This window comes from Bradyrhizobium sp. Ken51, from assembly GCF_055807435.1.
Window position 1 is genome coordinate 53,146 of the sequence record NZ_JBVVPB010000008.1, and the last position, 14,869, is coordinate 68,014.

Annotated in this window: 13 protein-coding genes; 7 read left to right on the forward strand and 6 right to left on the reverse strand. The window is 64.8% G+C overall.

All coding sequences use genetic code 11. The features are described 5' to 3' along the window. Position 1: 1 nt before the first annotated feature. Both AC0L27_RS15645 and AC0L27_RS15650 read right to left on the reverse strand, forming a co-directional pair. The gene (locus AC0L27_RS15645) at positions 2 to 328 is read right to left on the reverse strand and encodes a hypothetical protein (protein ID WP_018454920.1); all 327 of its coding nucleotides are present in this window, start codon (positions 326 to 328) and stop codon (positions 2 to 4) included. 175 nt (positions 329 to 503) lie between these two features. Beyond that, a complete protein-coding gene (locus AC0L27_RS15650; protein ID WP_007607106.1) occupies positions 504 to 1,634 on the reverse strand; it encodes a site-specific DNA-methyltransferase in 1,131 nt (376 codons plus the stop codon). Positions 1,635 to 2,040: 406 nt separating this feature from the next. On the opposite strand from AC0L27_RS15650, the gene ypfJ reads away from it, so the two are divergent. Further along, positions 2,041 to 2,976, forward strand: a complete 936-nt coding sequence (ypfJ, locus tag AC0L27_RS15655) for a KPN_02809 family neutral zinc metallopeptidase (RefSeq protein WP_275171573.1) — start codon at positions 2,041 to 2,043, stop codon at positions 2,974 to 2,976. A gap of 135 nt (positions 2,977 to 3,111) precedes the next feature. After that, positions 3,112 to 3,675 carry a molybdenum cofactor biosynthesis protein B gene (moaB, locus tag AC0L27_RS15660; protein WP_354209098.1) on the forward strand — a complete coding sequence of 188 codons (564 nt, stop codon included), beginning with the start codon at positions 3,112 to 3,114 and terminating at the stop codon, positions 3,673 to 3,675. 95 nt (positions 3,676 to 3,770) lie between these two features. On the opposite strand, the gene AC0L27_RS15665 is transcribed toward moaB, so the two are convergent. Both AC0L27_RS15665 and AC0L27_RS15670 read right to left on the reverse strand, forming a co-directional pair. Further along, on the reverse strand, positions 3,771 to 4,697 hold the full coding sequence (locus AC0L27_RS15665; protein ID WP_354057225.1) for a bifunctional helix-turn-helix transcriptional regulator/GNAT family N-acetyltransferase: 927 nt from the start codon (positions 4,695 to 4,697) through the stop codon (positions 3,771 to 3,773). Positions 4,698 to 4,759: 62 nt separating this feature from the next. Beyond that, positions 4,760 to 5,335 carry a glycosyltransferase family protein gene (locus AC0L27_RS15670; RefSeq protein WP_007607113.1) on the reverse strand — a complete coding sequence of 192 codons (576 nt, stop codon included), beginning with the start codon at positions 5,333 to 5,335 and terminating at the stop codon, positions 4,760 to 4,762. A 338-nt stretch (positions 5,336 to 5,673) separates the two neighbouring features. On the opposite strand from AC0L27_RS15670, the gene AC0L27_RS15675 reads away from it, so the two are divergent. Continuing rightward, entirely contained in the window at positions 5,674 to 6,513 is an 840-nt protein-coding gene (locus AC0L27_RS15675; protein ID WP_354057223.1) for an RMD1 family protein, read from the forward strand. Positions 6,514 to 6,747: 234 nt separating this feature from the next. On the opposite strand, the gene AC0L27_RS15680 is transcribed toward AC0L27_RS15675, so the two are convergent. Beyond that, positions 6,748 to 7,935, reverse strand: coding sequence for an acetate/propionate family kinase (locus AC0L27_RS15680; RefSeq protein WP_354057221.1), 1,188 nt, complete (start codon positions 7,933 to 7,935; stop codon positions 6,748 to 6,750). A gap of 8 nt (positions 7,936 to 7,943) precedes the next feature. Then, positions 7,944 to 10,358, reverse strand: a complete 2,415-nt coding sequence (locus AC0L27_RS15685; protein WP_354209096.1) for a phosphoketolase family protein — start codon at positions 10,356 to 10,358, stop codon at positions 7,944 to 7,946. 211 nt (positions 10,359 to 10,569) lie between these two features. On the opposite strand from AC0L27_RS15685, the gene AC0L27_RS15690 reads away from it, so the two are divergent. The 4 genes from AC0L27_RS15690 (at position 10,570) to AC0L27_RS15705 (ending at position 14,755) form a co-directional block, all read left to right on the forward strand. Next, positions 10,570 to 11,733 carry a PA0069 family radical SAM protein gene (locus AC0L27_RS15690; protein WP_473319632.1) on the forward strand — a complete coding sequence of 388 codons (1,164 nt, stop codon included), beginning with the start codon at positions 10,570 to 10,572 and terminating at the stop codon, positions 11,731 to 11,733. A 24-nt stretch (positions 11,734 to 11,757) separates the two neighbouring features. After that, positions 11,758 to 12,213, forward strand: coding sequence for a VOC family protein (locus AC0L27_RS15695; RefSeq protein WP_354057215.1), 456 nt, complete (start codon positions 11,758 to 11,760; stop codon positions 12,211 to 12,213). 77 nt (positions 12,214 to 12,290) lie between these two features. Next, positions 12,291 to 13,148 (forward strand): ribonuclease HII, encoded by an 858-nt coding sequence (locus AC0L27_RS15700; RefSeq protein ID WP_354057213.1) that lies wholly within the window; start codon positions 12,291 to 12,293, stop codon positions 13,146 to 13,148. Positions 13,149 to 13,246: 98 nt separating this feature from the next. Next, entirely contained in the window at positions 13,247 to 14,755 is a 1,509-nt protein-coding gene (locus tag AC0L27_RS15705) for a glycosyltransferase family 39 protein (RefSeq protein ID WP_354209094.1), read from the forward strand. Positions 14,756 to 14,869: the final 114 nt, after the last annotated feature.

Genomic DNA, 14,869 nt, shown 5'->3' on the forward strand with positions numbered 1-14,869 from the left:
ATCAGCCGGCGTAACAAAGGCCGATCGCCGCCGTAATGACCATGGCCGCGCCCACGACCTCCAGGCGCAGCCCGAGCCGGGTAGCGATATGCATGTCGGAGGCCCGCGCCGCGCGCTCGGATCCGCGCGCGTAGCCGTGCACGATGACATCGTGATTGAAGCTGTCATGGGCCTCGTTGCTGCTGGCGAGCCCGACACAGACCACGAGCACGCCAAACAAAGCGAGGCCGAAAAATCCCAGCAGCGCGATCAGGAACATCGGAAACATGCCGACCAGGAAGATCGGCAGCAGCGGCACCAGCAGCAATGTCTCGGACTGTCGTCGCATGGGAGCCGGCCGGGACGGGGACTGACTCGTCAAATCTAGCCCCGGCCATCGCGTCATTCAAGGCACCGTAGGGTGGGCAAAGCGAAGCTTGCCCACCAAATCTGTATCCCCGAGGCGCGATGGTGGGCACGGCGCAAGAGCGCCTTTGCCCACCCTACGCGACTGTTGGACTGAGCTACCCCGCCGCCATGCCGGCGCGGATCTCGGCACGGAGCTCGTCGATCAGCTTGAGACCCTTCTTGGTCTCGATGTGCCAGAAGGTCCAGCCGTTGCAGGCTTGCGCGCCTTGCGCCACCGCGCCCATGCGGTGGATGGAGCCGACCTTGTCGCCGAACATGATGGCGCCGTCGGCGCGGACCAGCGCGCCGAGTTTCTTCTTGGCGTCGAACAGCTTGGTGCCGGGCATGATCATGCCACGCTCGATCAATTCCGAGAACGCAACCCGCGGCGCTTCGCGCGCCGTCATGAACGGGGCGAGGCTTGCCTCCGGCAGCGGCTCGACCGCGGCGATGCGCGCTTGTGCCGCTTTCGCATAGGTCTTGTCGCGCTCGAAGCCGATATAGGAGCGGCCGAGGCGCTTTGCGACCGCGCCGGTGGTGCCGGTGCCGTTGAAGGGATCGATCACGAGATCGCCGGGTTTGGAGGACGACAGCAACACGCGCGCGAGCAGGCCTTCAGGCTTCTGCGTCGGGTGCACTTTCTTGCCATCGGCGCCCTTGAGGCGCTCCTCGCCGGTGCAGAGCGGGATCAGCCAGTCGGACCGTGCCTGCACGTCCTCGTTGGCGGCCTTCAGCGCCTCGTAGTTGAACGTGTAGCCCTTGGCCTTCTCGTCGCGCGCGGCCCAGATCATGGTTTCGTGCGCGTTGGTGAAACGGCGGCCGCGGAAATTCGGCATCGGATTCGTCTTGCGCCAGACGATGTCGTTCAGGAGCCAGAAGCCGAGGTCCTGCATGATCGCGCCGACGCGGAAGATGTTGTGATAGGAGCCGATCACCCAGATCGTCGCCGATGGCTTCATCGCGCGGCGGGCGGCAAGCAGCCAGGCGCGGGTGAAATCGTCATAGGCGGAGAACGAATCGAACTTGTCCCAATCGTCGTCGACCGCATCGACATGGGATTCGTCGGGGCGCTTGAGATCGCCCTTGAGCTGAAGATTGTAGGGTGGATCGGCGAACACCAGGTCGACCGAACCAGCCTGAAGCTTCGACATCTCGGCGACGCAATCGCCGAGGACGATGCTGTGCGAAGGAGACTCAAAATTTGTGCGGGGCGCCCTTGCAGACGCCCCGCGACGCGACTCTACCATGACTCAAGAACTCTGACTCAGGCGACGCTGTCGGCGACGCGGGACCAAACAACCGACTGACCGTTACATTGAAGCGGCAAAGTAAAAATCGACTTAACCCGCCGCTTTCGTGAGCAGCCTTCACCTCGCGCCTCGCACGCGGTTCGCTCCGCGCATTCGCCGTGTTTTGCAGTGTATTTGGTGTTTGTTCGCGTTGCGGGAGTGGCCAGAGCGCAAAAAAGACTCCAAATTTCTCTCGGAAAAAATTGCACGACGCCCGGAAAAAATTGCTGGCATTGCCATGCTGTCGCACTAGGCAATAATTGCCCAGCGGGATATTGATTAATGCAATGGAAATTTTACGTGTATGGCGCGTTGAGCTTTCGCGCTCTTGCGCCGGATTGAGCCAGGACCGAGGGAAGCCGCCATGCGCTACGATGATTTCCGCCGCAGCGACGACATCGAGGATCGTCGCGACGATGGTGGCGGCGGCGGTGGAGGAGGCGGGTTCGGCCTCCCCATGGGCGGCGGCGGGCTCGGGATCGGCACCATCATCGTGCTCGGCCTGGTCGGCTACGCCTTCGGCATTGATCCGCGCATCCTGATCGGCGGCGCCGAGATCCTCACCGGCGGCGGCCAGGCGCCGTCCTACCAGACCGATCGCCAATCGTCGTCCAACGCCAAGCGCGGCGCGCCGACCGACGAGATGGGCAGCATGATCTCCGGCATCCTCGGCGAGATCGACGATCGCTGGAGCGAGATCTTCCAGGCCTCGGGCCAGACCTTTACCGGTCCGAAGGTCGTGCTGTTCCGCAACGTCACCAATGGCGGGCGCTGCGGCCGGGCGGAGTCGGCGATGGGACCGTTCTATTGTCCGCCCGACAGGACCATCTTCCTCGACACCGGTTTCTTCCGCGAGGTCGAGACGCGTTTTCGCGGCTGCTCCGGCAAATCCGCCTGTAACTTCACCACCGCCTACATCATCGCCCATGAGGCCGGCCATCACATCCAGAACCTGCTCGGCATCATTCCGCGCGTGACGCGGCTGCAGCAGCAGGCCGGCAGCAAGGCGGAGGCCAATGCGCTGCAGGTAAAGGTCGAATTGCAGGCCGACTGCCTGTCCGGCGTCTGGGTCAACCGCGAGGCGAAGAAGCGGCCGAACTTCCTGGAGCCGGGTGATATCGACGCCGCACTCACCACTGCGAGCGCGATCGGCGACGATACGCTGCAGCGCCAGGCCACGGGCCGCGTCGTGCCCGATTCCTTCACCCACGGCTCGGCGGCGCAACGCAAGCAGTGGTTCATGACCGGATATCAGCAGGGCACCGTCCAGGCCTGCAACACGTTTGGCGGTGGACAGTAGGGGTTATCCGTCATCCTGAGGTGCTCGCCAATTGGCGAGCCTCGAAGGATGCGAGCCCGTGGCCCATCCTTCGAGGCGCGCAAGAGCGCGCACCTCAGGATGACGTCAGCGGGCGGGAAGAGAAGGTGCGTTGCAATGACCTCCATCGACGAAACAAAACAATTCGTTCCGCTCAATATCGCGGTGCTCACCGTGTCCGACACGCGCGCGCTCGCGGATGATAAATCCGGCCAGACGCTCGCCGACCGCCTCCTTGCGGCTGGCCATCATCTCGCCGCGCGCGAGATCGTCACCGACGACGTCGAGGCGATCCGCGCCATCATCCGCCGCTGGATTGCGGATGCGGGCGTCGATGTCGTCATCACCACCGGCGGTACCGGCTTCACCGGGCGCGACGTCACGCCGGAGGCGGTCGAGCCCTTGTTCGAGAAGCGCATGGACGGTTTCTCGATCGCATTCCACATGCTGAGCCACGCCAAGATCGGCACATCGACGATCCAGAGCCGCGCCACCGCAGGCGTGACCGGCGCGACCTACATCTTCTGCCTGCCAGGTTCGCCCGGTGCCTGCCGCGACGGCTGGGACGGCATCCTCAAAGCCCAGCTCGACTACCGCACGCGTCCCTGCAATTTCGTCGAGATCATGCCGCGGCTGGACGAGCACCTGCGCCGGCCGAAGTCGCAGGGCGCGACGGTGTGAGCGCTTGCTTCCCTTCCCCCCTTATGGGGGAAGGTGGCGCGAAGTCCCGCAAGGGGCGAGGCACATTTATGCGCATCTCGCCCGCTGTTGCAGCATCAGAGATCCCGCTCCCATGTTTCCCCAATCAGATGCTGCCCGAAGCTGTGATGCGGCTCGGTAGCGACGAGCTTGAATCCTGCACTTTGATAGATGCCACGCGCGGCGACCAGGATGCTCTGCGTCCACAGCGTCATCCTGCTGTAGCCCCTCTCGCGTGCGCCCTGAATGCATTGCTCGACCAGCGCGCGGCCGACACCGAGCCCGCGCGCTTTCTTCTCCACCTGCAACAGGCGCAGCTTGGCAATCTCGTCCGTGGCCTTGACTAGAAAGATCGAGCCGACCGGCTCGCCATCCACTTCCGCAATCCAGCAGTGCTCGCGCGCGGCGTCATAATCCTTGATGAACTGTGCGCAGATCTCGGCGACCAGGGCCTCGTAGCTGATATCCCAGTTGTAGTCGGCCGCGTAGGCGGTGGCCTGCCGCGAGATGACCCAGCCCATGTCGCCGACGCGATGGCTGCGCAGCATGAAAGCCGCGGGCTGGCTTCGACGCTCCAGCACAGCCTCGATGGTCGCCATGGCCTGCGTGAGCCGCGTCGCATCGCTAGCCGAAAGCTGAGCCAGCATTGCGGCGACCTCATTTTGCGAGCCCAGGTTCAGCTTGGCAAAGGTCTGGCGCCCCTTGGCGGTGAGGCTGAGCTGGTATTGCCTGCGATCCGCGGGCAGGGGCCTGCGGGTGATCAGGCCTTTTTCGTCGAAGCTTTGCACGATCCGGCTGAGATAGCCGGGGTCGAGGCCAAGCTCGTTGCCGATCTCCTTTGCGGCAAGGTCGTCGCGTTGCGCGAGCTCGTAGAGCACGCGGGCCTCGCTAAGCGAGAACGGGCTCTTTCCGAGGTGCTGGTCGAGCACGCCAAGCTTGCGGGTGTAAAAGCGGTTGAAGGCGCGGACCGCCGCGATGTGGTCGTCGGTACGGTTGAACGACATGGGACACCTCGATACTTGCCATTGTCAAATAACTATTTGACTTTGGCAAGTATCCAAGTGCCTCAGCCGACCATGACGATCCGGCTGCGCAGCATGATTCGTGATGAGCGGCCGAGCCGCCGGAGCAACCTCGCCTCGGAGCGGCGGGCCTGGGGCGGGTAGCCGCCGATGCGATCGTAGTGATCACGCGCGATCAAAAGTCCCTGATCGCCGAAGGGACCGACGAGCTTCCGCATCAGGGCCCGCAGGATATCGCGGAAGCCGGCATCGGCGTAGGGCGAGCGCGCATAGCGGAACACGGCCGCACGATCCCGGCCGCTGGTCGAGACGGACTGGATGAACTGGGTGGTTTCCTCGATCCAGCCGGTTTCCAGCACGGCGCCCGCAGGGAGGAACATCAGCCAGGACGAACGGGCCTGGAGTGCGCCGGCGGCGAGCGCGGCTCCTTGCGTGGATCCTTCGAAGCCGATGAAACGGCAGCCCGCGACGTCGGCAACGCGCTCGATGACTCCATTGCGGGTGCCGTCGACCAGGAGCACTTCCCGGATGATGCCTGCGGCGGCGCCCGGTACCAACGCGGCCAGAGTTGCGACCGCCGTCTGCTCGACGCCTTCGGTCGGAATAATTACGCTTAGCATGATTGAGGCTTCAGTCTCCGCACTTCGGGAGAAACGTAGCTGTTATACGTAGCTGTTATGATGTTGTCATAAACACGCGGCGCTGCCGAGTGCAACTTTTCGGACGGGCCGCGGTCTACGATGGTAAACCGCTGTAGCGATCGCATCCAAATATGTCCCGTGCGGGGTGGCAATATTGCCGAATGTTTCGGCGCCAGCTGTCCTGGACCGTATTAATCCAGAGGAGCCGCGATATTGCGCGATGGGCGGGCCGTTCGCAATCCTGCAAAGGGAGGATGCGCCAGCGGACGAGCGCGAGAACGTGAACGTGCAATCACGCTGCTGACAAGGGCTTCGAAATGAACGCCGATCAACTTGCTGTTAACTCGCCGGCAACATCGCCCAGGCCGGACGGCGCGGCGGCCTTGCGGATCCGCGCCGTGATGCTGGGCGAACGCATCAATCCCTCCGGCCTCGAGATGGGGGCGACCGTCTCCTCGACGCCGGCCGCCTTCCGCGTTCATGCCGGCCTTGCGGTCATTTTCCGCTACGGCGTCGTGGTGCTGATCGGTCTCCTCCCATCGGAGGAGAAGGTGCTGATCGACAGCCTGAAGACCCGCGTGATCGGCGAGCTCAGCCCCTACGAGGAGGAGATCGCGCATGCGCAACTCTGCAAGGACGAAAGCGCCGAGGCGATCCAGCCGGGAGGCCCGATCTGCCTCGCCAAATTCTCCGACGACCGGCTGCTGCTGATCGCGGACGCGCTTGCCAAGAGCACCTCGCTCGCGCGTGACGAGCGCCGCGTCGCCGCGGTCTTCGACGTGATCGAGCCGTTTGCGCGCATGCTCGCCGAGCAGGGCCGCACGCCGCCCCGGCGCAAGGGCATCCTGCAATTGATCGGCAATGCGCTTCTCGTCCAGCAGCGCGTGGCCGGCCGTGTTGCGGTGGCCGAGAAACCCGACGTGCTCTGGGAGAAACCCGAACTCGACCGGCTCTATGCTCGCCTTGAAGACGAGTACGAACTGAAGGAGCGCCTCGACACGCTCGAGCGCAAGCTCACCGCCGTGTCCGAGACCGCCAACGCGCTCACCGACATCATCGACACCCAGCGCTCGCTCCGCCTCGAGGTCGCGGTGGTGGTGCTGATCGTGATCGAGGTCGCGATCGGGTGTTTCCAGATTTGGTCGGGGACGCATTAGAACACGCGGGCCGCTGGATCAATTTACCCCGCGAGCGAGATGCTCGTGACTGCGCCCTCGCCCCTTGCGGGAGAGGGCAGCACCGCAAGGAGACACAACCTCACAGGCGTGAGGGGGTATTCCTCCGCATACTCACATGCATACGTGAGCGACGAAAGAACCCCTCATCCGGCGCTTCGCGCCACCTTCTCCCGCAAGGGGAGAAGGGAAGCAACGCCGATCCTACGCCGTTGATTACGAGCTGACGGCCCGCAGCACCGCCGCACAATGTCGTGCGATCATCAGTTCCTCATTCGTTGGAATGACGAAAACATCGACTGCGCTATCGCCATGGTTGATGCGCTCGCGCGCTGAATCATTCGCAGCGGGATCGATGCGCACACCGAGCCAGTCGAGACGCTCACCGATCGCGCTGCGGATTTCCCCGGCATGCTCGCCGATGCCGCCGGTGAAGACCAGGCAGTCCAGCCCGGCAAGCGTCGTCGCCATCGCCGCCACCTCCTGCGCGGCGCGGAAGGTGAAGAGCTCGACCGCCTCCCGTGCCGCAGCTTCGCTGCTCGCAAGCAGCGTGCGCATGTCCGAAGCGATGCGGGAGACGCCGAGCAGGCCCGATTCGTGATAGAGCAGGTGCTGGACGTCTTCGACCGACATCTTCTCGTGCTGTTGCAGATAGAGCAGCACGCCAGGGTCGATCCTGCCGCAGCGCGTGCCCATCACCAGCCCATCGAGCGGCGTCAGTCCCATCGTCGTGTCGATGCTGCGGCCGTCGCGCAAGCCGCACAGGCTCGCGCCGTTGCCGAGATGCGCGATCACGGTGCGCTTCGCAACGAGCTGCGGCGCGATTCGGGCGAGCCGTCCCGCGACATATTCGAACGAGAGACCATGAAACCCGTAGCGCCGGACGCCGCGCTCTTCATAACGTCGCGGAATGGCGAAGCGGCTCGCGGGCGGCGCAATGCCGTAGTGGAAAGCGGTGTCGAAGCAGGCGATCTGCGTCAGGTCGGGCCTTATCGCCTTGATAGTGCGGACCGGCGCCAGACACCGCGGCTGGTGCAGCGGCGCCAGCGGCGTCAGCTCTTCAAGTTTTGCGGTGACATCGTCCGTCAGCTCGACTGGGGCGGAATAGTCCGGACCGCCATGGACGACGCGATGGCCGACGGCGCCCAAGCGATGGTCGCCGAAACGATCCTCGATGAAGCCGAGCACGTCGGCGAACAGATGATCGCTGTCCGCATCCGATGCTTCCCGCCGTTTCTCGAACAGGTCTTCGCCCGCGGGGCTCTTCACGACGAGCCGCGGCTTCGTCTCGTGCTCGTCGAGCAGGCCCTTGCAGAGCAGGGTGGGCTCGGCCGCCGAGATATCGAACAGGCCGAATTTGATGCTCGACGATCCCGAGTTGAGAACGAGAACCGTGTTCAACATGGCTGCCGTCAATCGCCTGCCTCCGCCGGCGTGTTGCCGCCGGCGCTGTTCTGCCAGACCCATTCCTGGATTTCCGGCATGTCCTCGCCGTATTCGCGCACATAGCGCGAATGCTCGATCAGCTTGTCGCGGAATTGCTGCTTCACCTGCGCCGCCTTGGTCGCGAGCCCCGCCACGCGCTCGATCGCCTCGATCGCGAGGTGATAGCGGTCGAGCTCGTTGAGCACGACCATGTCGAACGGCGTCGTCGTGGTGCCTTCCTCGGCAAAGCCGCGCACGTGCATGCCGGCGTGGTTGGTGCGGTTATAGGTCAGCCGGTGGATCAGATAGGGATAGCCGTGATAGGCGAAGATCACCGGCTTGTCGCGGGTGAACAGGCCGTCGAAGTCGCGGTCGGACAAGCCGTGCGGGTGCTGCTCCCTGGGTTGCAGCGTCATGAGGTCCACGACGTTGACAACGCGGATCTTCAGCTCGGGCAGCGCCTTGCGCAGCAGGTCGACGGCGGCGAGCGTCTCCAGTGTCGGCACGTCGCCGGCGCAGGCCATCACGACATCGGGCTCGCCATTCGCATCTTCGGTGCCGGCCCAGCTCCAGATGCCGATGCCGGCATCGCAATGCGTGGCTGCCTCCTGCATCGACAGCCATTGCGGCGCCGGCTGCTTGCCGGCGACGATGACGTTGATGCGGTCATAGGTGCGCAGGCAATGATCGGCGATCCACAGCAGCGTGTTGGCGTCCGGCGGGAAGTAGATGCGAACGATGTCGGCCTTCTTGTTGGCGACGAGATCGACGAAACCGGGATCCTGATGGCTGAAGCCGTTGTGGTCCTGACGCCAGACATGCGAGGTGAGCAGGTAGTTGAGCGAGGCGATCGGGCGCCGCCACGGCAGATGCCGCGTCACCTTCAGCCATTTGGCGTGCTGGTTGAACATGGAATCCACGATGTGGATGAACGCCTCGTAGCAGGAGAAGAAGCCGTGCCGTCCGGTGAGCAGATAGCCCTCTAACCAGCCCTGACAGAGATGCTCGCTCAGGACTTCCATCACGCGTCCGTCCTGGGCGAGATGCACGTCGTAAGGTTTTGTCGGCTCCATCCAGACGCGTTCGGTGGCCTCGAACACCGCATCGAGCCGGTTTGACGCGGTTTCGTCCGGGCCCATGATGCGGAAATTGCGGGCCTCGGCGTTGAGGCGGATGACGTCGCGCAGGAATTTTCCGAGCTCGCGGGTTGCCTCCGCCGCGACGCCGCCCGGCTGAGCGACCTCGACGGCGAAGCTGCGGAAGTCCGGCAGCTTCAGCTCCTTCTTCAGAAGGCCGCCATTGGCGTGTGGATTGGCGCCCATGCGGCGATGGCCTTCGGGCGCGAGCGCCTGGAGCTCGGCAATGAGCGCGCCGTTCGCGTCGAACAGCTTTTCCGGCTCGTAGCTGCGCATCCACTCTTCGAGAATATTCAGATGCGCCGGGTTCTCGCGACAGTTCGCGACGGGCACCTGATGCGCACGCCAAAAACCTTCGACCTTCTTGCCGTCGACTTCCTTGGGGCCGGTCCAGCCCTTCGGGCTGCGCAGCACGATCATCGGCCAACGCGGGCGTTCGACGCTCTTGCGGCCGTCGCGGGCGTGCTGCTGGATCGACCGGATACTGGCGAGCGCGACGTCGAGCGCGTCCGCCATGATCTGGTGCATCAATCTGGGATCGTCGCCCTGGACGAACAGCGGCTCGTGCCCGAGCCCGCGGAAGAGATCGCGGATCTCGTCGTCGCGCATCCGCCCAAGCACGGTCGGATTGGCAATCTTGTACCCATTGAGATGCAGGATCGGCAGCACCGCGCCGTCATGCGCAGGATTGAGGAATTTGTTGGAATGCCAGGACGCCGCGAGCGGGCCGGTCTCGGCCTCGCCGTCGCCGACGACACAGGCGACGATCAGGTCGGGATTGTCGAATGCCGCACCATAGGCATGCACCAGCGCGTAACCGAGCTCGCCGCCTTCGTGGATCGAGCCCGGCGTTTCCGGCGCCGCGTGACTGGGGATGCCGCCGGGGAAGGAGAACTGCCTGAACAGCTTGCGCAGTCCGTCGGTATCGCGCGCGATATCGGGATAGATCTCGCTGTAGCTGCCTTCGAGATAAGTGTTGGCGACCATGCCGGGGCCGCCGTGGCCGGGACCGCAGACATAGATCATGCTCAGATCCAGCGCACGGATGACGCGGTTGAGATGGGCATAAATGAAGTTCAAACCGGGCGTCGTGCCCCAATGGCCGAGCAAACGCGGCTTGATGTGCTCGGGCCGTAACGGCTCGCGCAGCAGCGGGTTGTCGAGCAGGTAGATTTGCCCGACGGAGAGATAGTTCGCGGCGCGCCAATAGCGATCGAGGAGATCGAGGTCGCCGCTCGCGGCGGCCGATTGTTGTTGATTTGTCATATTGCTGCCGACCTTCACCCGGGATCGTCACCAACCGAGTTCCGGCGAGATCGATCCTTCGGCAGCATCAAACGGGATCGCCGTGACGCCACTGTTGCGTGAGGTCAAAAGCAAGCGCGCGAAGTTTGGGCAGCTCTACTGTGCATGGGGTTGTTTTCACGTTTTTTGTTTGTGTTCTTGATTTGTTCCTGCGGCGTGCTATCTTGGCTTCATGAGTCCAGCATCCTCTCATGCTCTCAAGCACCCGCCGGTCACGGCGCCCTCCGAGCCGGCGGGTGCGCCTTCTGACTTCCCTGAGCTGGCGGTCGCCATCGACCGCCAGCGCAGGCGAGGCCGGGGCGCGCAGTCGAACGCCAGCGGCCGCTTCGAGGCCGAGGCGCGCGTCGCCTTCGACGATGGCTGGCAGAGCCTTGAAGAACTGCCGCCGTTCAAGACCACGGTCGCGGTCGACACTTCGCGCAAAGTGATCACCCGCAACGATTCTCCCGACATAGGCTTCGACCGCTCGATCAATCCCTACCGCGGCTGCGAGCACGGCTGCGTCTATTGCTTCGCGCGGCCGACGCATGCCTATCTCGGCCTGTCGCCGGGGCTCGACTTCGAATCGAAGCTGTTTGTAAAGCCCGAGGCGCCGGCGCTGCTCGAGAAGGAGCTTGCGGCGCCCGGCTACGAGCCGCGGATGATCGCGATCGGCACCAACACTGATCCCTATCAGCCGATCGAGCGCGAGCGCAAAATCATGCGCGGCATTCTGGAGGTGCTGGAGCGCGCCGGCCATCCCGTCGGGATCGTCACCAAGTCGGCGCTGGTGACCCGCGACATCGACATTCTCGCGCGCATGGCCAAGCGCAACCTCGCCAAGGTCGGGATCTCCGTGACCTCGCTCGATCCGAAATTGGCGCGCACAATGGAGCCACGGGCGTCAACGCCGCCGAAGCGGCTGGAGGCGCTGAAGCAGCTTTCCGAGGCCGGCATTCCGACCACCGTCATGGTCGCGCCCGTGATCCCCGCGCTAAACGATTCCGAGATCGAGCGCATCCTGGATGCTGCCGCCCATGACGGCGTCAAGGAAGCCTCCTACGTGTTGCTGCGGTTGCCGCTCGAGGTGCGCGATCTCTTTCGCGAATGGCTGATGGCGAACTATCCGGACCGCTATCGCCACGTCTTCACACTGATCCGCGACATGCGCGGCGGCCGTGACTACGACGCGAAATGGGGCGAGCGCATGAAGGGGACCGGCCCGATGGCCTGGACCATCGGTCGCCGCTTCGAGATCGCCTGCGACAGGCTCGGGCTGAACAAGCGGCGCCCCAAGCTGACGACGGATCATTTTGCCAAGCCGAAGCGGAACGGCGATCAGCTCAGCCTGTTCTGAGGGACGAAGTGGAAGAGGCGTCGTATGAGTCAGGAACTGGCAGCTCCAATCCCGCGGCTCACCGTCATCACGCTGGGCGTGAACGACATCCGCGCCAGCATTGCCTTTTACGACGCGCTCGGTTTCTCGCGCCGGCTGAAGGTGACCGGTGAGGCCGTTGCGTTCTATGATACTGGCGGTCCGGTGCTCGCGCTGTTTCCGTGGGATCAGCTCGCGGTCGACGCCAAATTGCCTGATCACCCGAGGCCATCGACGTTCCGCGGCATGACGCTCGCATGGAACTGCCGCGCGCGTGAGGAGGTGGACGCGGTGCTGGCTTTCGCCGTCGGCGAGGGAGCCGCGCTGCTGAAGGCCGCGCATGAGACCGATTACGGCGGCTATTCCGGCTATTTCGCCGATCCTGACGGCCATCCATGGGAAGTCGTGGTCGCGCCCGGCATCGAGGTCGGCGAGGACCGGCGGGTGCATCTGGCGGAATAGGGCGGCTGACTTGAATAACGGGAATTGTCCGAGGTTCCCGGTTGCGCAGGCCATTCCGCTTGCGCACGATCCCGGCCATGATTCGGGATCAATCCGCCAAGAAGCTGGCCAAAGACGCGCCCAAGAAGGCTGCGCCTGAGAACAAGAAGGCCGCGCCTAAGAACGACAAGGCTGCGCCCAAGAAAATGGCCAAGGCGCTGGCGGGCACAAAGAGCGCCATCATCGTTGCTCCAAGCTTCCGCCGCGAGCGCGCGCTGATCAAGCGTGGCGTCTGGCCGGTGGCAGGCTGCGATGAGGCCGGCCGCGGGCCGTTGGCCGGACCTGTGGTGGCGGCGGCGGTGATTCTCGATCCCGACCGCATCCCGCGCGGCATCGATGATTCCAAGCGCCTGACGGCCGAGGAGCGCGAAAGGCTGTTCGACAAGATCTGCGCCACCGCCCAGGTCTCGGTGGCAGTCGCCTCGCGCGCCCGCATCGACCGCGATAACATCCTGCGCGCCTCGCTGTGGGCACTGAAGCGCGCCGTGGTGGCGCTGCCCGAGCAGCCCCGGCATGTCTTCGTCGACGGCCGCGACCGGCTGGATACGGAATGCGATTGCGAGGCCGTGATCGGCGGCGACGGCATCGTCCTGTCGATCGCAGCGGCCTCGATCATCGCCAAGGTGACGCGGGACCGCCTGATGTGCGCACTGGCTCAGGACTGTCCCGGCTACGGTTTCGAGCAGCACAAGGGCTACGCCGTGCCCGAGCACCTTGATGCGCTCAACCGCCTCGGCCCCACCGTCCACCACCGCAGCTTCTTTGCCCCTGTCGCCGCCGCACGCGCCAAGCACATGCCCTGGACGGTCGAGCCGGCGCAGGATCTGTTTGCGGTGACCGAGATCGAGCTGCAGGTGGATACGGGCTTGGAAGTCGACGCGTCGGCCAATCTCTAGCCGAGACTCGGTTGCCACGACGCGTCACGCCCTTTATCAAAACAGTCGTGAGCGAATAGGGCCGGCTTGACGGGTTGGCTGCATCTTTCGGACGTTGCATGCGGTTTACCTCCCTGGTCATCGAGCTCATTCGCGCGCGGCCGCGGCTGATCGTCTGGATCGTCGTGCTGCTCCAGGCCGCGATGTGGCTGTTCGTGGCGCTGGTGTTTTATCGCAGCCCGCCCGGCAGCCTCGCGACCCTGCTGGCCTTCGGCCGCGAATACCAGGTCGGCACTGATTTGGGCCCGCCCTTGCCGGTCTGGCTCGCCGACATCGCCTATCGCGCCGCCGGCGGCCACGTGTTCGGCGTCTATGTCCTGGCCGAGCTCTGCGGGATCGCGACCCTCATCACGCTCTATCATCTCTCCCGCGCGGTGGTCGGCCCCCAGCAGGCAGTGCTGGCCGTGCTGCTGACCATGACGCTGCTGGCCTTCTCCTCGCCCACACTCGACTTCAGCCCCCTGGTGCTGGCGCGGCCACTCTGGGCGTTGCTGCTGCTGCACTCCTGGCAGATCATCGGCCAGCGCCGCGGCAACGCCTGGTTCGCCTGGTCGATCGAGGCCGGCCTCTTGCTGCTGACGACGCCGGCTGCGATCTTCCTGCTGCCCCTGATCGTCGTCTTCGCGCTCGCCACCGCGGGTGGCCGCCGTACATTGCGCGCATTCGACCCGCTATTTGCGCTGGTGGTCGTCGCGGTGCTGGCTTTGCCCTATGCGGTGTGGCTGATGCGGGCCGAGGCACTCGTCTTGCCGGCCTTGCCGCAGGTTGCCGAGCTCAATGCCCGCGCACTGCACGCGGCCTGGCTGCTCGGGGGACTCCTGCTCGGTGCGGCGGCGATCCCGGCGCTGACGGTCCTCAACACCGGCTTGTTCGTTCCCAAGAGCGAGGAGGCGCCGATCATCTTCCGCCCGCCGGTCGAGCCGCTCGCGCGCAATTTCGTCTATTTCTTCGCACTCGCGCCGGCGCTTGGCGCGGTGCTGATCTCCGGTCTGCTGGGCCTCGACGCCGTCGTCGGCGGCGCCGGCGTCGTGCTGGTCTTGTCGGGGCTTGCCGTGGTCGTGGGGGCCGGCGACCTCATCGCGATGCGCCGCGCGAGAATGCTGCGGATGGTCTGGGCGGCCGCCGTCATCGCGCCCGCAATCGGCGTCGTGCTCGCCGTCCTGCTCCTGCCGTGGACCGGTGCCAACGAGATCGCGACCTCGATGCCGGCGCGCGCGATTTCGGACTTCTTCGACGAGAGCTTTGCCCGCCGCACCAATCATCGTCTGCGCGCAGTCGCCGGCGAGACCCAGCTTGCGAGCTTGATCACGCTGCATTCCGGCCGGCCGCATCTCTTCATCGATGCCGAGCCCGCGCGTACGCCCTGGATCAATCAGGCCAAATTCAGCGAGACCGGCGGCGTCGTGGTCTGGCGGGCCTCCGATACCGCCGGGACCCCGCCGCCGGACATCCTCGCGCGCTTTCCGGGCATCGTCCCGGAAGTCCCGCGCGCCTTCGAGTGGCTGGTGACTGGACGCCAGCAACTCCTGCGCATCGGCTGGGCCATCGTGCGGCCGAAGGGGACTTAGTCGCTCGCCCTTTCCCTCGTCATTGCGAGGAGCGCTTGCGACGAAGCAATCCAGAGTCCCTCCGCGGAAAGATTCTGGATTGCTTCGCTGCGCTCGCAATGACGGGGAGAGGTC